The organism is Cellulomonas composti, from assembly GCF_007990245.1.
Taxonomy (GTDB): Bacteria; Actinomycetota; Actinomycetes; order Actinomycetales; family Cellulomonadaceae; genus Cellulomonas; species Cellulomonas composti.
Genome location: NZ_BJWG01000009.1, coordinates 53,056 through 74,881, shown reverse-complemented (window position 1 = coordinate 74,881; position 21,826 = coordinate 53,056). Strand labels below are relative to the sequence as shown.

At 73.1% G+C, this 21,826-nt stretch carries 20 protein-coding genes; 13 read left to right on the top strand and 7 right to left on the bottom strand.

All coding sequences use genetic code 11. From position 1 onward, the window contains the following. The first annotated feature begins 62 nt into the window (after positions 1–62). From CCO02nite_RS10800 to CCO02nite_RS10775, 6 genes are all read left to right on the top strand, one after another. Positions 63–1,916: an acetolactate synthase large subunit gene (locus CCO02nite_RS10800; RefSeq protein ID WP_146843156.1), complete on the top strand. Its 1,854-nt coding sequence runs from the start codon at positions 63–65 to the stop codon at positions 1,914–1,916. Position 1,917: 1 nt separating this feature from the next. Further along, the gene (gene ilvN, locus CCO02nite_RS10795) at positions 1,918–2,442 is read left to right on the top strand and encodes an acetolactate synthase small subunit (RefSeq protein WP_146843155.1); all 525 of its coding nucleotides are present in this window, start codon (positions 1,918–1,920) and stop codon (positions 2,440–2,442) included. Positions 2,443–2,517: 75 nt separating this feature from the next. Further along, a complete protein-coding gene (gene ilvC / locus CCO02nite_RS10790) occupies positions 2,518–3,546 on the top strand; it encodes a ketol-acid reductoisomerase (RefSeq protein WP_146843154.1) in 1,029 nt (342 codons plus the stop codon). Between the two features lie 113 nt (positions 3,547–3,659). Then, positions 3,660–4,070, top strand: coding sequence for an ASCH domain-containing protein (locus CCO02nite_RS10785; protein WP_146843153.1), 411 nt, complete (start codon positions 3,660–3,662; stop codon positions 4,068–4,070). A 76-nt stretch (positions 4,071–4,146) separates the two neighbouring features. Continuing rightward, the gene (locus CCO02nite_RS10780; protein ID WP_146843152.1) at positions 4,147–5,205 is read left to right on the top strand and encodes a 3-isopropylmalate dehydrogenase; all 1,059 of its coding nucleotides are present in this window, start codon (positions 4,147–4,149) and stop codon (positions 5,203–5,205) included. Positions 5,206–5,313: 108 nt separating this feature from the next. Further along, the gene (locus tag CCO02nite_RS10775) at positions 5,314–6,423 is read left to right on the top strand and encodes a branched-chain amino acid aminotransferase (RefSeq protein ID WP_146843151.1); all 1,110 of its coding nucleotides are present in this window, start codon (positions 5,314–5,316) and stop codon (positions 6,421–6,423) included. Between the two features lie 33 nt (positions 6,424–6,456). On the opposite strand, the gene CCO02nite_RS10770 is transcribed toward CCO02nite_RS10775, so the two are convergent. Next, positions 6,457–7,029 carry a DUF6069 family protein gene (locus tag CCO02nite_RS10770; RefSeq protein WP_222593191.1) on the bottom strand — a complete coding sequence of 191 codons (573 nt, stop codon included), beginning with the start codon at positions 7,027–7,029 and terminating at the stop codon, positions 6,457–6,459. Between the two features lie 302 nt (positions 7,030–7,331). On the opposite strand from CCO02nite_RS10770, the gene cimA reads away from it, so the two are divergent. The 3 genes from cimA to lplB all read left to right on the top strand — a co-directional run bounded on the left by cimA (position 7,332) and on the right by lplB (position 11,117). Then, positions 7,332–8,972: a citramalate synthase gene (gene cimA / locus CCO02nite_RS10765; RefSeq protein WP_146843150.1), complete on the top strand. Its 1,641-nt coding sequence runs from the start codon at positions 7,332–7,334 to the stop codon at positions 8,970–8,972. 123 nt (positions 8,973–9,095) lie between these two features. Further along, complete coding sequence (locus CCO02nite_RS10760; RefSeq protein WP_146843149.1) at positions 9,096–9,983, top strand: sensor domain-containing protein; 888 nt, start codon at positions 9,096–9,098, stop codon at positions 9,981–9,983. A 39-nt stretch (positions 9,984–10,022) separates the two neighbouring features. After that, positions 10,023–11,117 carry a lipoate-protein ligase small subunit gene (gene lplB, locus CCO02nite_RS10755; protein ID WP_146843148.1) on the top strand — a complete coding sequence of 365 codons (1,095 nt, stop codon included), beginning with the start codon at positions 10,023–10,025 and terminating at the stop codon, positions 11,115–11,117. 238 nt (positions 11,118–11,355) lie between these two features. On the opposite strand, the gene CCO02nite_RS10750 is transcribed toward lplB, so the two are convergent. The 4 genes from CCO02nite_RS10750 to CCO02nite_RS10735 all read right to left on the bottom strand — a co-directional run bounded on the left by CCO02nite_RS10750 (position 11,356) and on the right by CCO02nite_RS10735 (position 16,003). Continuing rightward, positions 11,356–12,054, bottom strand: coding sequence for a YggS family pyridoxal phosphate-dependent enzyme (locus tag CCO02nite_RS10750; RefSeq protein WP_246117490.1), 699 nt, complete (start codon positions 12,052–12,054; stop codon positions 11,356–11,358). 182 nt (positions 12,055–12,236) lie between these two features. Continuing rightward, a complete protein-coding gene (gene ybaK / locus CCO02nite_RS10745; RefSeq protein ID WP_146843147.1) occupies positions 12,237–12,737 on the bottom strand; it encodes a Cys-tRNA(Pro) deacylase in 501 nt (166 codons plus the stop codon). A gap of 43 nt (positions 12,738–12,780) precedes the next feature. Beyond that, positions 12,781–13,341 carry a VIT1/CCC1 transporter family protein gene (locus tag CCO02nite_RS10740; protein WP_246117489.1) on the bottom strand — a complete coding sequence of 187 codons (561 nt, stop codon included), beginning with the start codon at positions 13,339–13,341 and terminating at the stop codon, positions 12,781–12,783. Positions 13,342–13,444: 103 nt separating this feature from the next. Further along, positions 13,445–16,003, bottom strand: coding sequence for a DEAD/DEAH box helicase (locus tag CCO02nite_RS10735; RefSeq protein WP_246117488.1), 2,559 nt, complete (start codon positions 16,001–16,003; stop codon positions 13,445–13,447). A 91-nt stretch (positions 16,004–16,094) separates the two neighbouring features. Here CCO02nite_RS10735 and CCO02nite_RS10730 point away from each other — a divergent pair, with 91 nt between their 5' ends. After that, complete coding sequence (locus CCO02nite_RS10730; protein WP_146843143.1) at positions 16,095–16,823, top strand: glutamine amidotransferase; 729 nt, start codon at positions 16,095–16,097, stop codon at positions 16,821–16,823. Here CCO02nite_RS10730 and CCO02nite_RS10725 read toward each other — a convergent pair. Beyond that, the gene (locus CCO02nite_RS10725; RefSeq protein ID WP_146843141.1) at positions 16,715–17,908 is read right to left on the bottom strand and encodes a TDT family transporter; all 1,194 of its coding nucleotides are present in this window, start codon (positions 17,906–17,908) and stop codon (positions 16,715–16,717) included. The genes CCO02nite_RS10730 and CCO02nite_RS10725 overlap by 109 nt on opposite strands. Before the next feature lie 101 nt (positions 17,909–18,009). On the opposite strand from CCO02nite_RS10725, the gene CCO02nite_RS10720 reads away from it, so the two are divergent. Genes CCO02nite_RS10720 through rnhA form a run of 3 tightly spaced genes read left to right on the top strand, consistent with a single transcriptional unit; the run spans position 18,010 to position 20,358 of the window. Continuing rightward, positions 18,010–18,924 (top strand): LysR family transcriptional regulator, encoded by a 915-nt coding sequence (locus CCO02nite_RS10720; RefSeq protein ID WP_146843139.1) that lies wholly within the window; start codon positions 18,010–18,012, stop codon positions 18,922–18,924. Positions 18,925–18,975: 51 nt separating this feature from the next. After that, positions 18,976–19,869: an oxygenase MpaB family protein gene (locus CCO02nite_RS10715; protein ID WP_146843138.1), complete on the top strand. Its 894-nt coding sequence runs from the start codon at positions 18,976–18,978 to the stop codon at positions 19,867–19,869. Positions 19,870–19,923: 54 nt separating this feature from the next. Continuing rightward, entirely contained in the window at positions 19,924–20,358 is a 435-nt protein-coding gene (gene rnhA, locus CCO02nite_RS10710) for a ribonuclease HI (RefSeq protein WP_146843213.1), read from the top strand. Positions 20,359–20,787: 429 nt separating this feature from the next. On the opposite strand, the gene CCO02nite_RS10705 is transcribed toward rnhA, so the two are convergent. After that, a complete protein-coding gene (locus CCO02nite_RS10705; protein WP_146843137.1) occupies positions 20,788–21,732 on the bottom strand; it encodes a 3-methyladenine DNA glycosylase in 945 nt (314 codons plus the stop codon). Positions 21,733–21,826 lie beyond the last annotated feature (94 nt).

Genomic DNA, 21,826 nt, shown 5'->3' with positions numbered 1-21,826 from the left:
GAGGGGTTTTTCATGTCGCGGACGCCCCGTCCGCGACGCCGGCACCACCAAGGGAGACAGAGATGGCCCAGGGTCCGTACCCGGCCCCGCCGCGGCCCACCGCGCCGGTGGGTCAGGCCGCTCCGAGCGCCGCAGGCCCCCGGCCCGTGGCGACGACGATCGGCCCCGAGCGCGTCACGGGCGCGCAGTCGATCGTCCGGTCGCTCGAGGAGGTCGGTGCCGAGGTCGTGTTCGGCATCCCCGGCGGCGCGATCCTGCCGACCTACGACCCGCTCATGGACTCGACGCGGCTGCGGCACATCCTCGTGCGGCACGAGCAGGGCGGCGGGCACGCCGCGGCCGGCTACGCGCACGCGACGGGCCGCGTCGGCGTGTGCATGGCGACGTCCGGTCCGGGTGCGACGAACCTCGTCACGCCGATCGCCGACGCCAACATGGACTCGATCCCCATGGTCGCGATCACCGGCCAGGTGGCCGCGCCGCTGATCGGCACGGACGCGTTCCAGGAGGCCGACATCGTCGGCATCACGCTGCCGGTCACCAAGCACAACTACCTCGTGACGGACCCCGACGAGATCCCGCGCGTGATCGCGGAGGCCTTCCACATCGCGGCGTCGGGCCGTCCCGGCCCGGTGCTCGTCGACATCGCGAAGTCCGCGATGCAGGCGACCACGACGTTCACCTGGCCGCAGGAGGTGGCGCTGCCCGGCTACCACCCGGTGACCAAGCCGCACGCCAAGCAGATCCGCGAGGCCGCGCGTCTGCTCGCGACGGCACGGCGCCCCGTGCTGCTCGTCGGCGGCGGCGTGATCCGGTCCGGCTCGTCGGCACTGCTGCACAAGCTCGTCGACCTGTCCGGAGCCCCGGCGGTGACGACGCTGATGGGTCGGGGTGCCCTGCCCGACACGCACCCGCAGAACCTCGGCATGCCCGGCATGCACGGCACGGTGCCTGCGGTCGCGGCGCTGCAGAAGGCGGACCTCATCGTCGCGCTCGGCGCGCGTTTCGACGACCGCGTGACCGGCAAGCTCTCGTCGTTCGCGAGGAACGCGACGATCGTGCACGCGGACATCGACCCCGCGGAGATCGGCAAGAACATGACGACCGACGTGCCGATCGTCGGGGACCTGCGTGAGGTGATCGCGGACCTGCTGCCCGAGCTCGAGCGCGAGCACGGCCAGCACGGCCGCCCGGACCTCGAGGCCTGGTGGCAGCAGCTCGACTCGTGGCGCGAGACGTTCCCGCTCGGGTTCGACGAGCCCGCGGACGGCCACCTCGCGCCGCAGCACGTGATCTCCCGCATCGGGGAGCTGTCGGGGCCCGAGGCGACCTACGTCGCGGGCGTCGGCCAGCACCAGATGTGGGCGTCGCAGTTCATCAAGTACCAGCGACCCCGGTCGTGGCTCAACTCGGGCGGGCTCGGCACCATGGGCTTCGCGGTGCCTGCCGCGATGGGGGCCAAGGTCGGCGAGCCGGACCGCACGGTCTGGGCGATCGACGGCGACGGCTGCTTCCAGATGACCAACCAGGAGCTCGCGACCTGCGCGATCAACGACATCCCGATCAAGGTCGCGGTGATCAACAACTCCTCGCTGGGCATGGTCCGCCAGTGGCAGACGCTGTTCTACGAGTCGCGGTACTCGAACACCGACCTGCACACCGGTCACGGCACGGTGCGCATCCCGGACTTCGTCAAGCTCGCCGACGCGTACGGCTGCGTGGGTCTGCGCTGCGAGACGAAGGCCGACGTGGACGCGACGATCAAGCGCGCCCTCGAGATCAACGACCAGCCGGTGGTGGTCGACTTCACCGTCTCGCGCGACGCGATGGTGTGGCCGATGGTGGCCGCGGGCGTGAGCAACGACGACATCCAGTACGCCCGTGGCATCAGCCCGGCGTGGGACCGGGAGGACTGAGATGACCCGCCACACCCTGTCCGTGCTCGTCGAGAACAAGCCAGGCGTGCTCACGCGCGTCGCGGGCCTGTTCGCCCGGCGCGCGTTCAACATCCACTCCCTGGCCGTCGGCCCGACCGAGCACGACGAGATCTCGCGGATCACCGTCGTCGTCGACGTGGACGCCCTGCCGCTCGAGCAGGTGACCAAGCAGCTCAACAAGCTGATCAACGTCATCAAGATCGTCGAGCTCGAGGACGCGGCGTCGGTGCAGCGCGAGCTGCTGCTCGTCAAGGTCAAGGCCGACGTCACGCAGCGCACCTCGGTGCTCGAGGTCGTGCAGCTGTTCCGCGCGCACGTCGTCGACGTGGTGCCGGACTCCGTCGTGATCGAGGCGACCGGCTCGCCGGGCAAGCTCGACGCGCTGCTCGCGGCGCTCGAGCCGTTCGGCATCCGTGAGATCGTGCAGTCCGGCACCGTCGCCATCGGCCGTGGGTCGCGCTCGATCACGGACCGGGCGCTCGAGCGCGTCTCGCGCTCCGCCTGATAGACCCGTCCCCAGAACCATCGTTCCCGCACCAGCGTTCGATCCCCGAACGTCCATCTGAAGGAGAGACCCATCGTGGCCGAGCTGTTCTACGACGACGACGCCGACCTGTCGATCATCCAGTCCAAGAAGGTCGCCGTCGTCGGCTACGGCAGCCAGGGGCACGCGCACTCGCTGAACCTGCGCGACTCCGGCGTCGACGTGACCGTCGGTCTGCGCGAGGGTTCCGCCTCGCGTGCCAAGGCCGAGAACCAGGGCCTGAAGGTCGCGTCGGTCGCCGACGCGGTGCGCGACGCCGACGTCGTCGTGATCCTCGCGCCCGACCAGGTCCAGCGGATCGTCTACCGCGAGGAGATCGAGCCGAACCTCAAGGACGGCGCGGCGCTCGTGTTCGGCCACGGCTTCAACATCCGGTTCGGCTACATCAAGCCGGCCCCGGGTCTGGACGTCGTGATGGTCGCCCCCAAGGGCCCCGGCCACCTGGTGCGTCGCGAGTACGTCGACGGTCGTGGCGTGCCGGTCATCGTCGCGGTGGAGCAGGACGCGTCGGGCGCCGCGTGGCCGCTCGCGCTGTCCTACGCCAAGGCGATCGGTGGCCTGCGCGCCGCCGGCATCAAGACGACCTTCACCGAGGAGACCGAGACCGACCTGTTCGGTGAGCAGGCCGTCCTGTGCGGTGGTGTCTCGCAGCTCGTCCAGTACGGCTTCGAGACGCTGACCGAGGCCGGCTACCAGCCCGAGGTCGCGTACTTCGAGGTGCTGCACGAGCTCAAGCTGATCGTCGACCTCATCTTCGAGGGCGGCATCACCAAGCAGCGCTGGTCGGTCTCCGACACCGCCGAGTACGGCGACTACGTCTCCGGCCCGCGCGTCATCACGCCGGACGTCAAGGCGAACATGGGCGCGGTCCTCGCGGACATCCAGTCCGGTGCCTTCGCGGAGCGCTTCATCAACGACCAGGACGCCGGCGCGCCGGAGTTCAAGGAGCTGCGCGAGAAGGGCCAGAACCACCCGATCGAGCCGGTCGGCCGTGAGCTGCGCAAGCTGTTCGCGTGGGTCAAGCCCTCGGACTCCGACTACGTCGAGGGTTCCGCCGCCCGCTGATCGGGCGGGTGCGGCGTACGCACGCACGGTGGGGTCGGGCCGACGAGGTCCGGCCCCACCGGCGTTCCCGGCCCACGTGGTTGGATGAGCGCAGCGACGACGAGGGAGTGCGCATGAGCGAGGACCAGGGCTACGACGGCACCGAGGTGGCGTCGGACGGCGACGACCGGCTCAGCGCGTTCTGGCAGGCGGCGCGGGGCCATGTCGGCTTCGGGAAGATGGAGACGATCGTCGGCGGTGCGCCGCTGGACGTCGTCCCGCCGCCGTCGTTCTCCTACGGCGAGGGGACCGAGGCGGACGCCGCGGTGGCCGAGATCCTCGCCGGCTCGCGGACGACGGGCAGCTCGCCCCGGACGGACTACGACGAGCTCCCGCGCGTCGGCGATCTGGCGATCGTCCTGGACAGCGCCGGCGAGCCTCGGGCGCTGATCCGCACCACCGACGTCGCGGACACCGGCGACACGGTGACCGAGACCTACGAGCTGGTCTACCCGACGACGGGCCCGACACCAGCGGTCGACTGACCCGACAGGCGCTCTGTAGCGGTCGGATGGTGAGACGGGCGTTTCGGGGAGTGGGACGGCTATTAGGCTGCCGCGCATGAGCAGCCACTCCACCGCCCGGGACATCCAGCTCGCCGTCGTCGCCGGTGACGGCATCGGTACCGAGGTCGTGGAGCAGGGTCTGCTCGTCCTCGAGACGGCCCTGTCGGGCAGCGGCGTCGGCGTGGTGACCACCGAGTTCGACCTCGGCGCGCGGCGCTGGCACGCGACCGGCGAGACGCTCACGGACACCGACCTGGACGCGATCCGCACGCACGACGCGATCCTCCTGGGCGCGATCGGTGACCCGACGGTGCCGTCGGGCGTGCTCGAGCGCGGGCTGCTGCTCAAGCTGCGCTTCGCGCTCGACCACTACGTCAACCTGCGCCCCAGCAAGCTCTTCCCGGGTGTGACGGGCCCGCTCGCGAACCCGGGCGAGGTCGACTTCGTCGTCGTGCGCGAGGGGACCGAGGGTCCGTACGTCGGCAACGGTGGCGCGATCCGCGTCGGCACCCCGCACGAGGTCGCGAACGAGGTCAGTGTCAACACCGCGTTCGGCGTCGAGCGCGTGGTGCGTGACGCGTTCGCGCGCGCCGCGGCCCGCCCCCGCAAGAAGCTCACCCTCGTGCACAAGCACAACGTGCTCGTGCACGCCGGCCACCTGTGGCGGCGCACGGTCGACGCCGTCAACGCCGAGTTCCCGGACGTCACGGTCGACTACCTGCACGTCGACGCGGCGACGATCTTCATGGTGACGAACCCGAGCCGGTTCGACGTCATCGTGACCGACAACCTGTTCGGCGACATCCTCACGGACCTCGCCGCGGCGATCACGGGCGGCATCGGCCTGGCCGCGAGCGCGAACATCAACCCCGACCGCACCGCCCCGAGCATGTTCGAGCCCGTGCACGGCTCGGCGCCGGACATCGCCGGCCGGGGCAAGGCCGACCCGACCGCGACGGTGCTGTCCGTCGCGATGCTCCTCGAGCACCTGGGCCTGAACGCCCAGGCGAGCGCGGTCGAGTCCGCGGTAGCGGCCGACCTGGCGGAGCGGGGCTCGCGAGTACGGTCGACGGCCGAGGTGGGCAAGGACCTCGCCGCGCGCGTCGCGGGCTGACCCCACCGCGGCCGTCCGTACCACCGGGTGTCCGGGCGACGCCGCGACCTGTTCTCCCTGGGGCCGCCGCCGGGTACCGTCAGACCAGTCCCAGGTGAAAGGCCCCCCATGAGCACCGTCGCTTCCTCCACGTCGGTCGACCTCTTCGAGCTCCACCGGTCGCAGACGCCCGTCCCGGACGACGAGCGCGCCGCCGCGCTGGCGTCGCCCCGGTTCGGCACCGTCTTCACCGACCACATGGCGCGGATGAGCTTCGACCAGTCGTCGGGCTGGCACGCGCGGCGCGTGGAGCCGTACGGGCCGCTGCAGCTCGACCCGGCGACCGCCGTCCTGCACTACGCGCAGGAGATCTTCGAGGGACTCAAGGCGTACCTGCACCCGGACGGGAGCGTGTGGACGTTCCGACCGCAGGCCAATGCGGCGCGGTTCGCGCGTTCGGCGCGCCGACTCGCCCTGCCGGAGCTGTCCGCGGCGGACTTCCTCGGGTCGCTCGAGGCGCTCGTGCGGGCCGACCGCGCCTGGGTGCCCGGCGGCGAGGAGACCAGCCTGTACCTGCGGCCGTTCATGTACGCCTCGGAGCCCTTCCTCGGTGTGCGGCCGTCGCTCGAGGTCGAGTACCTCGTCATCGCCTCGCCCGTCGGCCCGTACTTCGCGGGCGGTGTGCGACCGGTCTCGATCTGGGTCGACCAGGAGTACCACCGCGCGGGCGCCGGTGGCACGGGGGCGGCCAAGTGCGGCGGGAACTACGCCGCGAGCCTGCTGCCGCAGCTCCACGCGTACGACAAGGGCTTCGAGCAGGTCTGCTTCCTCGACGCGTCGACCAACTCGATGATCGAGGAGCTCGGCGGCATGAACGTGTTCGTCGTGAAGGCGGACGGTTCGGCGCTCACGCCGCCGGTCTCGGGCTCGATCCTCGAGGGCGTCACGCGCGCGTCGATCGTGGCGCTCCTGACGGACGCGGGCCACGAGGTCTCCGAGCGGCCGATCTCCCTGGCCGAGCTCCGCGAGGGCCTGTCCGACGGTTCCGTCACCGAGGTGTTCGCGTGCGGCACCGCCGCCGTGGTCACGCCGATCGGGCGCCTCGCGAGCGACGACTTCGACCTGACGGTGGGCGACGGCGGGGCCGGCTCGGTCACGATGCGCATCCGCGCCGAGCTCACCGACATCCAGTACGGGCGAGCGACCGACCGGCACGACTGGCTGCACCGCATCGCCTGAGGGTCGCTCCGCCCGCACCCTCCGGCGATGCGGTCAGGACGTCGTGTAGGCAGACGTGCGGTGCAGGACCCCGGCGAGCAGCGACCAGATCGCGATGCCGATGAGCAGGTTGGTGGCGCCCGTGCACACCTTCGAGTCCGTCTCGCCCGCCCAGCTCAGGGGGAGCAGCGCCGCGACGAGCGTCGCGAGCGCCATGATCCAGCCGAAGAACGACGTCGGCCGCGGCGTGGTGAGCGCGAACAGGTGCAGCAGCGCTCCCGCGGCGACGGTGGCCAGCACCGCGCTCGACGCGTACGCGAGGTAGCCGCCCTCGTCGGCGAACGGGCCCTTGATGAGAAGGTCGATCTCGAGGATCTCCTGGAACACGAGCACGCCGACGATCCCGACGAGCGCGGCGACCAGGGCCGTGGCGGCGACGCCCGCCCAGTAGCGACCCGCGCGCACGACGAGACGCGCCACCGCGGGGCGGCCCGCGGCGGCCGGGGCCGGCTCCGTGGGGAAGGGTGATGCCGGGGGGACGGCCGGAGGCAGGGGCTGCACGGGTGGCACCCCGGCGGGGTCACCGCCCGGGGCGGCGTGACGCGGGGGATCGGTCGGGTAGGTCATCGCGGATCTCCTGTCCGTCGGAGCCGTGTCCGGCGTCGAGTGCCAACGTAGCGAGATCCTGGCGCCGCGCACGTCGGCCGCTCCGTTCCACCCGACCGGGGAGCGGTGATCGGCCGGCAGTCCGGAACGTGGACCGCGTGACCCGCGGGCGTGACGTGTGCCACCATGGGCGCCATGTCCTGCTGGACCTCGATTATCGACTAGCGCGCCGATCCCTCGTCGGCGCGCAGACCTCCCGTACCTCGGGGGGTCTTTTTGTTGGCGTCGACGTCCGTCCGTCCGAAGAGAGCACCACCGTGACCGTGACCAGCCCCGTCCCGACCGGCCTCGCCTCCGCGACCGGTTTCCAGGTGTACGACACCACGCTGCGCGACGGCGCGCAGCAGGAGGGCATCAACCTGTCGGTCGCCGACAAGCTCGCGATCGCCCCCCTGCTCGACGAGCTCGGCGTCGGGTTCATCGAGGGCGGCTGGCCGGGCGCGGTGCCCAAGGACACCGAGTTCTTCAAGCGTGCCGCCAAGGAGCTGGACCTGCGCAACGCCGAGCTCGCGGCGTTCGGGTCCACGCGCAAGGCCGGGACGCGGGCGGCCGACGACACGCAGGTGCGTGCGCTGCTCGACTCCGAGGCGCCGGTCGTGACGATCGTCGCCAAGCACGACATCCGCCACGTCGAGCGCGCGCTGCGCACGTCGGGCGCCGAGAACCTCGCCATGATCGCCGAGACGGTCGCGCTGCTGGTGCGCGAGGGCCGGCGCGTGATGGTCGACGCGGAGCACTTCTTCGACGGCTTCCGGTTCGACTCCGCGTACTCGGTGCAGGCCGTGCTGGCGGGCCTGGAGGCCGGCGCCGAGGTCGTCTGCCTGTGCGACACGAACGGCGGGATGGTGCCGCCGTGGGTGACCGCGGTCGTCGCGGAGGTCCGGGCCGCGGTGGGCCCGGACGCCGTGCTGGGCATGCACGCGCACAACGACTCGGGCTGTGCGGTGGCGAACACGCTCGCGGCGGTCGAGGCCGGCTGCGCGCACGTGCAGGGCACGGTCAACGGCTACGGCGAGCGCACGGGCAACGCCGACCTGCTCGCCGTCGTCGCGAACCTCGAGCTCAAGTACGGCCTGCCGGTGCTCGCGCGCGACGAGCAGGGCGGCAGCGGGCTCGCGGACCTGACGCGGATCGCGCACGCGATCAGCGAGATCACCAACATCTCGCCGTTCGCACGCTCGCCCTACGTGGGCGCGAGCGCATTCGCGCACAAGGCCGGGTTGCACGCGTCGGCGATCAAGGTCGACCCCGATCTGTACCAGCACGCCGACCCGTCGGCGGTCGGCAACGACATGCGCATGCTGGTCTCGGACATGGCCGGGCGGGCCTCGATCGAGCTCAAGGGACGCGAGCTGGGCATCGATCTGACGGGACGCGCCGACGTGCTCGCGCGGGTGACCGAGCGCGTCAAGGACGCCGAGGCGCGCGGCTACACGTACGAGGCCGCGGACGCGTCGTTCGAGCTCCTGCTCGTCGAGGAGCTCGAGGGCTCCCGGCCGCAGTACTTCCGGGTCGAGTCGTGGCGCGCGATCGTCGAGCGCGTCGGTCCCCGCGGGACGCCCGCGACCGCCGAGGCGACCGTCAAGCTGCACGCGGGCGACGAGCGGATCGTCACGACCGGCGAGGGCAACGGGCCTGTCAACGCGATGGACCACGCGCTGCGCCAGGCCCTGGTCGGCGTCTACCCGACGCTCGAGACGTTCGAGCTCATCGACTTCAAGGTCCGCATCCTCGACGCGATGCACGGGACCGATGCCGTGACGCGGGTGCTGATCGAGATGACGGACGGCAAGCAGTCGTGGAGCACCGTCGGCGTCGGGCCGAACGTGCTCGAGGCGTCGTGGGAGGCGCTGACGGACGCCGTGATCTGGGGGCTGCGGCACCACGGCGTCATGCCGCGCTGAGCGCGCACCACGCCTCGGCCACGGGAGAACGAGCAGGTCGCGACGCGCCCGTATGGGCGATGACGCCGTCGGCCGATTCGGCCTAGCCTCGGAGGCGGGGGCACGACGACGGGAAGGACACGCGTGACGAGCACGGAGCCGCAGGAGCCGGCGCCGGCCGGGCCCTCGCTGTGGTGGTGGGCCCTGGTCGTCGTACTCCTGGCCGGGGTGCTCCTGCTCGTCGTGCAGCCGTGGTCGCCGCACGAGACCGAACCCGTGCTGCCCACGGACTCGGGCACGGTGTCGATCCGCCCTAGCCCGACGCCCCCGTACCCGCCGACCCCGTCCCCGACACCGACCCCGACGCCCACCCCGACGGGACCGGAGGTGCCCGGCGAGGACGCGGTGTTCGACAGCGCGACGCAAGCCAGGCTCTTCGTGCGCGAGAAGCGGCTGATGGCCGACGTCCCGGCCGCGAAGGACGGCGTGGAACCGCGCATCGTGTCGGGAGAGCTCGACTGGGGGCTGCCCGCCGGCTCGTCCGTGCTGCCGGCGCGGTGCACCACCGCGGTGACGGTGGTGCCCGAGCCGCCCACCGGGTTCGACGCCCGCTCCTGGGGCAACGACGACATGCAGTTCTTCCAGACGGTGACACGGCTGCCCGACGCGGCCACCGCGCGTGCGGCGTTCCGCGACCTCGTGTCCACGCTCGACGGCTGCCCGAGGTACGAGCAGGTGAACCCGTCGACCGACGGCGCGAGCTGGGTGGCCGAGCCCGCGATCGAGGGTCAGGGCGTGTACCCGTCGGTCGTCGCGCAGCGCGTCCAGAGCGCCGAGGGTCACGCCACTCCGCAGTACGAGGGGCACATGCTCGTCGGGAACGTCATCGTCTCGTGGACCGCGTCGGCGGCGGGCGCGCCGGCCGACGAGGACCTCGACGTGCCCGGTCAGCTCGCGACGCTCGGCTCGGCGGAGTCGCTCTCGCTCATGGTGCAGGATCGCGCCCAGGCGGCGGTCGCGGCCCTCGGCTGACGGTGCTCGTGGCACCGCGCTGATGTCTAGGCTGGCGCGATGAGCGAGACGGGCCGCCACCACGGCGAGTACAAGGTGCCGGGCGGCAAGCTCGTCACGGTCGACCTGGCGGTGCGCGACGGCCTCCTGAGCGACGTGCGTGTCGCGGGGGACTTCTTCCTCGAGCCCGACGAGGCGCTCGGCGAGATCGACGCGGCCCTCGACGGCCTGCCCGTCGACACGACGACGAGCCGGCTCGCGGACGCGGTGCGCGAGCGTCTGGCCGCCGCGCAGGACGCGGGTCGCCTCGTCGGACCGGTCGCGCTCGTCGGGTTCGACGAGCGTGCGGTCGCCGTCGCGGTGCGGCGCGCGCTCGGCCGCTCGACCACGTGGGCGGACCACACGTTCGACGTGATCCGCACCGAGTCGCTGCCGCCCGCGCTGCACGCCGCGCTCGACCAGGTCCTCACGGAGGAGCTGGCCGCGGGCCGGCGCGGGCCGACGCTCCGGTTCTGGGAGTGGGACGAGCCGGCGGTGGTCATCGGGTCGTTCCAGTCGCTACGCAACGAGGTCGACCTCGAGGCCGCCCAGCGCTACGGCATCACGGTCGTGCGCCGGATCTCCGGTGGCGGGGCGATGTTCATGGAGGCCGGCAACTGCATCACGTTCTCGCTGGTGGTGCCCGCGTCGCTGGTGGACGGCATGACGTTCGAGGAGTCCTACGCCTTCCTCAACCAGTGGGTGCTGGGCGCGCTCGCGGACGTCGGCGTGCAGGCCTCACTGACGGGCCTCAACGACATCTCGTCGCCCCTGGGCAAGCTCGCGGGATCCGCCCAGAAGCGCGTCGTCGGCGGCGCGGTGCTGCACCACGTGACGATGTCCTACGACATCGACGCGGCCAAGATGCTCGAGGTGCTGCGCATCGGGCGCGAGAAGGTCTCGGACAAGGGCACGCCGAGCGCGGCCAGGCGCGTGGACCCGGTCCGCTCGCAGACGCACCTGCCGCGCGAGCAGGTGATCGACGCGTTCGAGGCGCACTTCCGCGCCGGCTACCCCAGCGTCACGGGCGGGCTGCGCGCCGCGGAGCTGGAGCGGGCGGCCGAGCTGCGCCGCACGAAGTTCGACGACCCCGCCTGGACCGCGCGCGTGCCCTGACACCGCCGCGCGCGGCCGGGCGCCGCCGGCGCGCACGAGCGGTCGACGTGCGCGTATCTGCGCCGGATCGAGGTGTTCCTGTCGTGCAGGATCCGGCGACCCCGCGACATGGACGGGGCAGGGGACCACGAGGGGGAGCGATGTCGGTCGATACGGTGGCGCTGGACCGCGAGCTGCGGCGGATGACGGTGCTGCTCGCGCGCGAGCAGGTTGCGCTGCGCCGGGCCGCGCGCGGGCGTCACCGGCTGCCGAACACCGCCGTCCCGACGCGCACGAGGGTCGCGCCGCAGGCGATCGCGAGCTCGAGGTCGCCGCTCATCCCCATCGAGAGGTGACGCGCGTCGCCCGTGCCGGTCAGGCCGGACGCGAGCACGTCGTCGCGCACCGCGCGCAGCGCGTCGTACCCCGCCGCCACGACCGACGCGTCCGACGAGCGTGCGCCCACCGTCATGAACCCCACGAGCCGAAGACCCGGCAGCCCAGCCACCTCCTGGGCGAGCTCGGCCGCCGCGGCCGGCGTGACGCCGTGCTTCGTCGGCTCACCCGAGACGTTGACCTGCACCATCACGTCGAGCCGCCCGGTCGCCCGCTCGGCCAGCCGCCGCGCGAGGTCGATCGACGCGACCGACTCGATGCACGACGCCCAGCGCAGCGCCGCGTTCACCTTGTTCGACTGCAGCGGCCCGATCACGTGCCAGGTGGGGGACAGGTCCGCGAGCTGCGGCGCCTTCGCGACGAGCTCCTGCACCCGGTTCTCCCCGAGCAGCACGGGCGCGTCCCCGGCCGCGACGAGCGCGGCCCGGATCGTCGCTGTGTCCTGCGTCTTGGTCGCGAGCAGCAACGCCACGTCCGACGCGTCCCGCCCGGCCGACTCGCACGCTGCCGCCACGCGCTCCCGCACCCGCGCCAGCCGCTCGCGGACCACACCACTTGTCACGATGCAGCAACCTAACGTCTCGACGCGGGCCTGTCCGCCACGGACCCCCGCGACCCCCACGGACCCCCGCAGCGTCTGCGGACCCCGGCAGCGTCCACGGACCGCGCCATGGCGGGGTCCGTCGGCAGTTGTGGGGTCCGTGGCCGACGGAGGGTCCGCGCGCCGGAGGGGTCCGGGAGCGGTCAGCCGCGCGCGATGTCGGCGACGGTGGCGGCCGTGAGGCGGACGAGGTCGTCGGGGGCGAGCTCGACGTCCAGGCCGCGGCGGCCGGCGGAGACGTAGACGGTGTCGAACAGCCACGCGGTCTCGTCGACGACCGTCGGGTGCGCCGTCTTCTGACCCAGCGGGGAGATGCCGCCCGCGACGTAGCCCGTCGCGCGCTCGGCGTCGGGCCGGGGCGCCATCGTGGCCTTCTTGCCACCGACGGCCGCCGCGAGGGCCTTGAGGTCGAGCTTGCCGGTGACCGGGACGACCGCGACGGTGAGCGCGCCGTCGACCACGGTCATGAGCGTCTTGAACACCTGCTCGGGCGGCACGCCGAGGACGTGCGCGGCCTCGAGCCCGTAGCCGAGGTCCGAGGACGGGTCGTGCTCGTACGGGTGCGCCGTGTGCGGGACGCCGGCCGCGGCGAGCGCGACGAGTGCGGGCGTCCCGGTCGGTGCGTGCTTCGCGTGCTTGCTCACGGCCACAGGGTAGGAGACACCTCACCCACCCGGGTGCGCGCGGCTACAGCGCGAGCCCGACGAGCGTGCCGATCCCGTACGTCACGACCATCGCGACCGACCCGCCGACGAGGTTGCGCCGCACCGCCCGCGCGACGTGCGCCCCGCCGATCCGGGCGCTCACGGCGCCGGTGAGCGCGAGCGCCGCCAGCACGGCGACGAACACCGCGGGGACCACGGCGCCGTGCCACGGCAGGAGTGCGACGAGCAGCGGGACGAACCCGCCGAGGAGGAACGCCCCGAGCGAGGCGACCGCGGCGTGCCACGGGTTGGTGAGCTCGTCGTCGGCGACCTTGCCGGCGCGCTCGGCGTCGCGCTGCGAGCTGACCGAGACGTACTCGCCCGCCGCCATCGACAGCGCCCCGGCCACGAGGCCCGCGATCCCGGCGGTGAGCACGCCCGTGCGGCCGGGGTTCGCGCCCGCGACGCCGACGACGATCGCGGCGACCGAGACGATCCCGTCGTTGGCGCCGAGCACCCCGGCGCGCAGGCCGTTGAGCCGTGCGCCGTCCAGTGGGCGGTCGGCGACAGGGGGGCTCAGCAGGGCGCTGCTCAGGATCGTCACGGGGCCACCGTAGGCACGGTCCGGCCCGCCTGTCATCCATGGAAAGGCTGGCCTGATCTGCACAAACGCAGGTTTGCCTACCCTTGCGCAGTGCCGTCGTCGGCTACACCGAACCCACCTCGAGGACCCGCAGCACCACCTCGCCGGCCTCGTCGCTGGCGGGCAGGTCGACGACGACGTCGATGCGCCAGTCGTGGTCGCCCTCGGGGTCGTCGAGCACCTGGCGCACCCGCCAGCTCGTCGGGCCCGTCGTGACCTGGAACAGCGCGGGACCGCGTGCGGGGGCGCCGGTGAGGATCTCGTCGTGGTCGTCGTAGAACGGGTCGAGGGCCGCCGCCCAGCGTTCGGAGGTCCACGGCGCACCCTCGTCGTCCAGATCGCCGAGCGCGGCCAGGGCGCCGTACTGCTCGCGCGCGGCGAGCTCGACGCGGCGGAACAGCGCGCCGCGCACGAGCGCACGCAGCACGCGCGGGTTGCCGGTGATCGGCTCGGGGGTGTCGTCGTCGGTGCCGCCCGGAGCGTCCGCGCCGTGCTCGTCGAGCGGGTTGGACAGGCGCTCCCACTCGTCCAGGAGGCTCGAGTCGGTGCGGCGCACGAGGTCACCGAGCCACTCGATGAGCTCCCAGAGCTCCTCGGTGCGCGCGTCGTCGGGCACGGTCTGGCGCAGCGCGCGGTAGGCGTCGGCGAGGTAGCGCAGCAGCACGCCCTCGGTGCGGTCGAGGCTGTAGAGGCGCACGTACTCGGCGAACGTCGCGGCGCGCTCGTGCAGCTCGCGCACCACCGACTTGGGGGACAGCTCGAGGTCGGCGACCCACGGGTTGGTCGTGCGGTAGGCGGCGAACGCGGCGGCCAGCACCTCGGCGAGCGGGCGCGGGTACGTGACGTGCTCGAGCAGCGCCATCCGCTCGTCGTACTCGAGGCCGTCCGCCTTCATCGCGGCGACGGCCTCGCCGCGCGCCTTGTTCTCCTGCGCGGCGAGCACCTGGCGTGGGTCGTCGAGCGTCGCCTCGAGGACCGAGACCACGTCGTGCGCATAGCCGGGGTCCGCCGTGTCGAGCAGGTCGAGCGCGGCGAACGCGAACGGCGACAGCGCCTGGTTGAGCGCGAAGTTGGCGGGCAGGTCGCGCGTGAGCCGCACGGTCCGACGACGACCGCGCGGCGCGGTCCTGTCGTCGACCCACACGCGTTCGACGACGCCCGCCGCGCGCAGCGACCGGTAGACGGCGATCGCCTGCCGCACGTGGCGCCCGCGAGCAGCCTCGGGCTCGTGGTTGTCGGTGAGCAGCCGGGTCATCGCGGCGACCGGGTCCTCGCCGCGCGAGCCGCGCGCCAGCACGTGCAGCACCATCGCGTGCGTCACCGCGAAGCTGCTGGTCAGCGGCTCGGGCGGTGCGTCGCGCAGCCGCTCGTAGGTCTTGTCGGTCCAGTTCACGTGGCCCTGCGGCGCCTGCTTGCGGACGATCTTCTTGAGCTTGCGCGGGTCGTCGCCCGCGCGCTCGAGCGCCTTGCGGTTCTCGATCACGTGGTCGGGCGCCATCACGACGACCTCGCCCATCGTGTCGAAGCCCGCGCGGCCGGCGCGGCCCGCGATCTGGTGGAACTCACGCGCCGTGAGGTGGCGCATCCGCTGCCCGTCGTACTTGACCAGGCTCGTCAGCACGACCGTGCGGATCGGGACGTTGATGCCCACCCCGAGCGTGTCCGTGCCGCACACCACCGGCAGCAGCCCGCGCTGCGTGAGCCGCTCGACCACGCGCCGGTACTTGGGCAGCATGCCCGCGTGGTGCACGCCCACGCCGTGGCGCAGCAGGCGCGAGAGCGTCGCGCCGAAGCCCGGCCCGAACCGGAACCCGCCCAGCTCGGCGGCGATCGCGTCGCGCTGCTCGCGGGAGGCGAGCGTGGTCGAGAGCAGCGACTGCGCGCGTTCGACGGCCTCCTTCTGCGTGAAGTGCACGACGTACACGGGTGCGCGTCGCGTGGTCACGAGCTCGTCGAGCACCTCGTGCAGGGGCTCGACGACGTAGGAGAACGTCAGCGGGACGGGGCGCTCGGCGTGCGTCACGAGCGCGACGTCCACGCCGGTGCGCCGCCGCAGGTCGTCGGCGAAGAACGCGACGTCGCCGAGCGTCGCGGACATGAGGACGAACTGCGTGCGCGGCAGCTCGAGCAGCGGCACCTGCCACGCCCAGCCGCGCTGCGGGTCCGCGTAGAAGTGGAACTCGTCCATCACGACCTGGCCGGCGTCCGCCTCGGCGCCGTCGCGCAGCGCGAGGTTCGCCAGGATCTCGGCCGTGCAGCAGATGATCGGCGCGGTCGGGTTGACCGACGAGTCGCCCGTCATCATCCCGACGTTCGCCGAGCCGAACGCCTCGACGAGCGCGAAGAACTTCTCGCTGACCAGCGCCTTGATCGGCGCGGTGTAGAACGTGCGCCGCCCGTGGGCGAGCGCGACGAAGTGCGCGGCGATCGCCACGAGCGACTTGCCCGAGCCGGTCGGCGTGGACAGGATCACGTGCGAGCCCGTGACGAGCTCGAGCAGCGACTCCTCCTGGTGCGGGTAGAGGCTCAGGCCCTGGTCGTCGGTCCAGCCGACGAACGCCTCGTAGAGGGCGTCCGGGTCGGTGGGGTCCGCCGGGATCCGGTCGGCAAGGGTCGAGGGCACGTCGCATCCTCGCACTCGCGGCGCGATCGAAGATCGAGTGCCTCGGCTCGTCGGCTGGCGCGCGGGCCGCGGCTGCGCCAGCCTCGGTGCCATGAGGCCGTTCGTGCTGCTCGCGTCGCGTGCGCAGGACGACGCGGCCGATGCCGAGTACGCGTCGTTCCTCACGCTGTGCGAGCTCGCGCCGCACGAGCTGGTGCGCGTGCGGATGGAGGCCGGTCCGCTCCCGTCGATCGACCTCGACGAGATCTCGGGCGTGATCGTCGGCGGCAGCCCGTTCGACACGAGCAGCACCCGCAAGTCGTCGACCCAGGTGCGCGTCGAGCGGGAGGTCTCCGCGCTGCTCGACGAGGTGGTGGCCCGGGACACGCCCTTCTTCGGTGCGTGCTACGGGGTGGGCACGCTCGGCGTGCACCAGGGCGCCGTGGTGGACGCCACGTACGGCGAGGAGATCGGCGCGGTGCGGGTGCGGCTCACCGCGCAGGGTCGGTCCGACCCGCTGCTCGCGGAGCTGCCGGAGGAGTTCGACGCGTTCGTCGGGCACAAGGAGGCGTGCAGCGTGCTGCCGGCCTCGGCCACGCTGCTTGTCTCGTCGGACACGTGCCCGGTCCAGATGTTCCGGGTGCGCTCGAACCTGTACGCGACGCAGTTCCACCCCGAGCTCGACGCCGCGGCCATCGCCGCGCGCGTGCGCGTGTACGACGGGTACGGCTACTACGACCCGGGCGAGCTGGACGAGGTCCTCGCGCGCATCGCCGCGAGCGACGTGTGGGCACCGAGCCGGATCCTGTCGGCGTTCGTCCGACGTTTCGCGCGCACCTGAACGGGCGGCGGGACCAGCAGCGTGCGGGCGACGAGCACGCCGTGCAGCGTGCGTGCCGCGACGACGCCCCAGGCGCCGACGAGCACGACGAAGCCGAGCGCGGCGGCGGCCGTCAGCGGGGGCGAGCCCGTGCGCACCGCGAGCGCGCTCAGGCCGGTCACGCACGTGCCGACCGGGAACGTGAACGACCACCACGGGAGCCCGAACGGCAGCCCGCTGCGCGCGGTCCGCAGCGTCACCAGCAGCGCCCAGGCCGCCCACACCAGCGCGAGCGCGGTCGCGACGAGCCCGTAGACCACGGCGGCGCGCTCGAGCTCGAGTGCCCGCGGCGCCGCGACGACCAGACCGGCCTCACCGGCCAGGACGTTCGCGGCGGTCGTCGACTGGCCGAGCGGCCCGAGCACGATCCACAGCGTCGGCACGAGGGCCGCAGGCCCGACCCCGTCGCGTACCACCGACGTGCACACCGCGGGCAGGACGAGCGCGGTCGCGACGACCCCGACGGCCAGGAGTGCGACGAGCAGCGCGGCGAAGGCGGCCATCCGGTGCACCGGGACGTGGGGCAGCAGAAGTGCGCCGGTGGCGGCCGACACGACGGGCGGCACGACCGGCATGAGCCAGCCCGCGAAGGGGGCCGCGCGGTCGTGGCGGGTCAGCCGCAGGACCGGCACGACGACCGTCGAGGCGAGCCCGAGCACCGTGCCCACGGTCCACAGCATCCAGCCGATCGCGAGCGACGCTTCGGCGCCGAGCAGGGCCGGGCCGAACACGAGCGACCCGGCGCCGACGGTCATCAGCGCCATCGGCGGCGCGCCGTAGAAGTGCGCCATCACCGGGTCGAGGTGATGGAGGCGGGCGCGCTCGCGGTGGTGCGTCCAGTGCCGCACGGTTGCGCCGACGAGCACGACGAGCAGCGTCGCGGCGACGAGCCAGACCACGCTCGCGGCCGTGTGCAGGCCCGGGACGTGCACGGGCAGTCCCGCGCCGGCGGTCGCGACGATGCCCGTGCCCATCACCGCGGCGAACCAGTTGGGCGTGAGGCCGGCGGCGGAGGGTCGGGTTCGGAGGGGGGCGGGGTGGAGCACGTTTCCAGCCTGGTCGCCGCCGCCCGCACGCAGAAGACGATCTTCGTTGTTCTGTGACAAGGTTTCGTTGTGGCAGGCTCTCCCTGTGACAAGGAATCACGGTGACTGACCTCGTCGGGCTGCGGATCCTCGTCGCGATCGACTCGGCCGGCGGCATCTCCGCCGCCGCCCGCACGCTCGGACTGAGCCAGCAGGCCGTCTCCCAGCGGGTACGGGCCCTCGAGCGCGAGGTGGGGGCGCATCTCGTCGAACGCTCCTCGCGCGGTTCGGCCCTCACGGTCACGGGCCGCCTCGTCGCGACCTGGGCCGCGGACGTCGTGGAGGCGGCCACCCGATTCGACGTCGCGGTCGCGAGCCTGCACGGACCGGGCGCTGCGCCGCTGCGCGTCGCCGCAAGCCTGACCGTCGCCGAGTACCTGCTGCCCGGGTGGCTCGTCCGGTTGCGGGCGGGGGAGAGCGCCGGGGCCCGCGAGGTCGAGCTCACGGCGGTGAACAGCGCGGGGGTGCTCGAGCTCGTGCGGGACGGCTCGCACGACGTCGGCTTCGTCGAGACACCTCACCTGCCCGACGACGTGTCCGCACGGACCCTGGGGCACGACGAGCTCGTCGTCGTCGTCGGACCGCGACACGCCTGGGCGCGGCGCCGTACGCCGTTGCGCGCCGCCGAGCTCGCGGCGACCGCGCTGGTCACCCGCGAGACGGGTTCCGGCACGCGAGCGGCGCTCGAGGAGGCCCTCACCCGCCACCTCGGCCTCGCTCCGAGCGACCTTCCACGGCCCGCCGCCCAGCTGCCGACGACCGCCGCCGTGCGCGCCACCGTCGCGCTCGGCACCAGCCCCGCCGTGCTCAGCGCGCTCGCGGTGCGCGACGCGATCGCCGACGGCTCGCTCGTGCGGGTGCCGGTCGTCGACCTGCACCTGAGCCGGCCGCTGAGCGTGGTGTGGTCGCGCGACCTGCCGCGCGTCCCCGCCGCCGCCCGGGCGCTGATGGACGTCATAGCCGCCGACCTGCCCTGACCGGCCGGCCGGCGTCCGTGCGCCCGGCGCCCGATCGGCGCACGATGGGGCATGAGCGACTGGCGGCAGCGGGCGGGCACGAACCTGTTCCTGCGCGTGGCGGGGCCGGACGGGATCGAGACCCGCGCGCGCATCCACGAGACCCCGGGACCGCGCTGGTTCGCCCCCGACGCCGCGATCCGCCGCGTGCACGGTGACGCGTCGATGTTCGTCGGCGGGCTGCGGGCGCTCCTGCTGCAGGCGCTGCACCCGGCGGCGATGGCGGGCGTGGCGGGCCACTCCGGCTACCGCGGCGACCCCTGGGGGCGCCTCGCGCGCACGAGCACGTTCCTGGCGACGACCGCCTTCGGCACGGCCGACGACGCGCAGGCCGCGGTCGACCGCGTGCGCGCAGTCCATGCACGCATCCGTGGCCGCGGGCCGGACGGCACGCCGTACCGCGCCGACGACCCGGACCTGCTGCGCTGGGTGCACGTCGCCGAGGTCGACTCGTTCCTCACCGCGCACCGCCGCTACGGCCGTGACCCGCTCGACGATGAGGGTGCGGACGCCTACCTGCACGACGCCGCGTTCGTCGGGCACGCGCTCGGTGCGACCGACCTGCCCGAGACGGTCCCGGCCCTGCACGCCGCGCTCGAGGCGTACCGGCCCGCGCTCGCGGCCGGCGAGCAGGCGCGCGACACCGCGAGGTTCCTGCTCGACGAGCCGCCGGTGCCGTTCGCGCTGCGGGCCGGTTACGGAATGCTGGCGAACGCCGCCGCGGCGTCGTTGCCGCCCTGGGCGCTCACGGAGCTCGGCCTGCCCGTGCCGTCACGCGTGCGGGCCGCGACCGCCGCGCTCGGCGGGCACACGGTCACGCGCACCATCCGCTTCCTGCTCGGGCCCGACGACGCGCGCCGGATCGCCCCGCACGGGAGCCGGCCGCCCCTCCCGACGCCACGGTGAGCCGCCCAGGGGCCGTACCGTGTGCCCGTGAACAACGAGCGGTCGATCGTGGAGATGTGGACCGACGGCGCGTGCAAGGGCAATCCCGGCGTCGGCGGCTGGGGCGCGTGGATGCGCTCGGGCGAGCGCGAACGTGAGCTGTTCGGCGGCGAGCAGCTGACGACGAACAACCGCATGGAGCTCACGGCCGTGATCGAGGGGCTGCGCGCGCTGACGCGACCCTGCGACGTGACGCTGCACGTCGACTCGACGTACGTGATGCAGGGCGTCACCAAGTGGATCGTCGGCTGGAAGCGCAACGGCTGGCTCACGGGGGACCGCAAGCCCGTGAAGAACAAGGAGCTGTGGCAGGCCCTCGACGCCGAGGTCGCGCGGCACACCATCACCTGGCGGTGGGTCAAGGGCCACGCCGGCGACCCCGGCAACGAGCGCGCCGACGCCCTGGCCAACCGCGGCGTCGACGCCGTCCGCGCCGGCGCCCTGCCCTGAGCTCAACGCTCGACGGCGAGGTGCCCGCAGGTCGCGAAGACTCGCGGAGGGCTTCGTCGCAGGGCTGGTGGCCCGACATCGACCACACGACCCACAGGTCGCCAGACCTGGGAGCAGGTACACGCGCCCGCCGTTGCCGTTGTGCGTCTTGGGCCGGGTCGGCCAGGATCGCCTGCACGGTCTCGAACTGCGCTCGTCCACCAGAGGCTCCCAGACGCCCGAGCCGACGATCTCCCTGCCGGAAACAGCCCGGCCCGCGTACACGGGATTGCTCATCGCCGTACGCACCGAACTGTGCGTCCAGGGGTTGCCGAAGGTCGTGCGGACCCCTTGGAGCATCCACGGACCCCTGGAGTGTCTGCGGACCGTTGCGGCGCGGGGTCCGTAGATGTCTGCGGTGTCCGTAGACGTTGGCGGGGTCCGTAGCCGCTACGGGAGTGATGCGGGGGGCGAGTTCCGGTTGATGGCGCCGTCGCCCGCGAGCTCGCAGGCGCGAAGGAGTCGGTGCCGGAGCGCGTTCGAACGAACCGCGTAGTCGCGTTGGCGGCGGACGTACTCGGCCTTGCCGTCGGGTGTCTCGATGGCGATCGCGTCGAGCCCGTAGGACGACACGTCGTACGGCGAGGCCTGCATGTCGGTGTATCGGATCTCCATCGCGAGCTCGAAGCAGTCGAGCAGGAGGTCGCCGGGGACGAGTGGGCCGAGCTTCAGTGCCCACTTGTAGCAGTCCATCGCGGCGTGCAAGCAGCCGGGCTGCTCGAGGGCGGCCTGGGTCGCGCGGGTCGGTTGCAGGGTGTTGCGCGGGGCGGCCTGCGGGGTGAAGAAGCGGAACGCGTCGATGTGGGTGCAACGGATGCGGTGCGCCTCGACGACGGCGTCCGTCCCGGCCGCACCCAGGCGCAGGGGGAGCGGGTGGCGGTGCTCGTCGTCGCCCTCGCGGTAGACCATGGCCCACTCGTGCAGGCCGAAGCAGCCGGTCGCGGCGGGGCGGGTGAGGGTCGCGTCGAGCAGTCCGACGACGAAGCGGACGGTGTCGCCACGGTCGGCGAGGAACGTGTCGAGGTCGAGGACGACCGCGCCGTCGTCGTGCGTGCGGTACCAGCGCCAGGCGCCGTGCGGGGCCGGGGCGTCGGTGCCCGGGGCGAGCGCGAGGCCGGCGCCCGGGTGCCAGCGGCGCAGCTGCGCGGGCTTGGCGGGGTAGTACTCGAACAGGAAGTCCTCGATCGCGTGACGCTCGCCGCGGGCCCGTCGCGCGCGGTGGCCGGCGGTCAGCGCATCGGCTCGCGCCGCGTGCTCGTCGGACCGTGCCTGCCACGTCGCGGCGTCCAGGACACGCGGCGGCGCCGCGGGACGCGACGAGAGCGAGGTGGTCACGCCTCCAGGGTAGGTTCCGCGGCGGCGGCGGTACCGGCAGGAGGAGGTGGGCGGGTGCGACGGCGTGGGAGCCGGCGCTCGGCGGGCAGGCGCG

Excerpts from the sequence above, each read along its gene's own strand:
- CCO02nite_RS10780 (WP_146843152.1), top strand. The coding sequence starts at position 4,147 with ATGAGCAGCCACTCCACCGCCCGGGACATCCAGCTCGCCGTCGTCGCC.
- CCO02nite_RS10730 (WP_146843143.1), top strand. The coding sequence starts at position 16,095 with ATGAGGCCGTTCGTGCTGCTCGCGTCGCGTGCGCAGGACGACGCGGCC.
- CCO02nite_RS10715 (WP_146843138.1), top strand. The coding sequence starts at position 18,976 with ATGAGCGACTGGCGGCAGCGGGCGGGCACGAACCTGTTCCTGCGCGTG.
- ilvN (WP_146843155.1), top strand. The coding sequence starts at position 1,918 with ATGACCCGCCACACCCTGTCCGTGCTCGTCGAGAACAAGCCAGGCGTG.
- CCO02nite_RS10800 (WP_146843156.1), top strand. The coding sequence starts at position 63 with ATGGCCCAGGGTCCGTACCCGGCCCCGCCGCGGCCCACCGCGCCGGTG.
- rnhA (WP_146843213.1), top strand. The coding sequence starts at position 19,924 with ATGTGGACCGACGGCGCGTGCAAGGGCAATCCCGGCGTCGGCGGCTGG.
- CCO02nite_RS10785 (WP_146843153.1), top strand. The coding sequence starts at position 3,660 with ATGAGCGAGGACCAGGGCTACGACGGCACCGAGGTGGCGTCGGACGGC.
- lplB (WP_146843148.1), top strand. The coding sequence starts at position 10,023 with ATGAGCGAGACGGGCCGCCACCACGGCGAGTACAAGGTGCCGGGCGGC.
- CCO02nite_RS10775 (WP_146843151.1), top strand. The coding sequence starts at position 5,314 with ATGAGCACCGTCGCTTCCTCCACGTCGGTCGACCTCTTCGAGCTCCAC.
- CCO02nite_RS10770 (WP_222593191.1), bottom strand. The coding sequence starts at position 7,029 with ATGACCTACCCGACCGATCCCCCGCGTCACGCCGCCCCGGGCGGTGAC.